The following is a 492-nucleotide window of genomic DNA, read 5'->3' on the forward strand; positions in this document are numbered from 1 at the left end:
GCCGGTCTGGCCATGCTCGTCGCGCGTGTTGGGGTCGAATCCGCGGTTCAGCAGCGTGCGCACGCCGCTTGCGTTGTCGCCGCGCACGGCGCGGAAAAAGTCTTCGAACGAACCGGCATGCGCTGCAAAAGTTGCTGCTGCGACAGATAGATACAAGAACTTCTTGATGTACTTCTTCATGTTTTTACTCCCGTGAAAAGCTGTTCGAAATTGTCGCTCGTGGCCTTCGCCACCGCTTCGATGGGCAGTTGGCGCAGCTCGGCGATCTGCTTCGCCACGAACGGCACGTACGATGGGTTGTTGGTCTTGCCGCGGTACGGCACCGGCGCGAGATAGGGGCTGTCGGTCTCGATCAGCATCCGGTCCAGCGGGACGAAGGCTGCAACCTGGCGCAGTTCCTCGGCCTTCTTGAAGGTCAGGATGCCCGAGAACGAAATGTAGAACCCCAGATCGAGTGCCGCGCGAGCGACCTCGGCCGTCTCGGTGAAGCAG

The 492-nt window shown here is 60.8% G+C and carries 1 protein-coding gene and 1 pseudogene; both read right to left on the reverse strand.

Going from position 1 to position 492, the window contains the following annotated elements:
- Positions 1-180 (reverse strand): annotated as a pseudogene (locus tag AC3A6G_RS27390) (ankyrin repeat domain-containing protein); the annotation flags it as partial.
- Positions 177-492 (reverse strand): TatD family hydrolase (locus AC3A6G_RS27395; RefSeq protein ID WP_487863275.1); only part of this gene is annotated, 316 nt, incomplete at its 5' end. The gene AC3A6G_RS27395 and the pseudogene AC3A6G_RS27390, both read right to left, overlap by 4 nt.

The sequence above is a fragment of the Variovorax sp. Soil_C_26 genome (genome assembly GCF_057657075.1).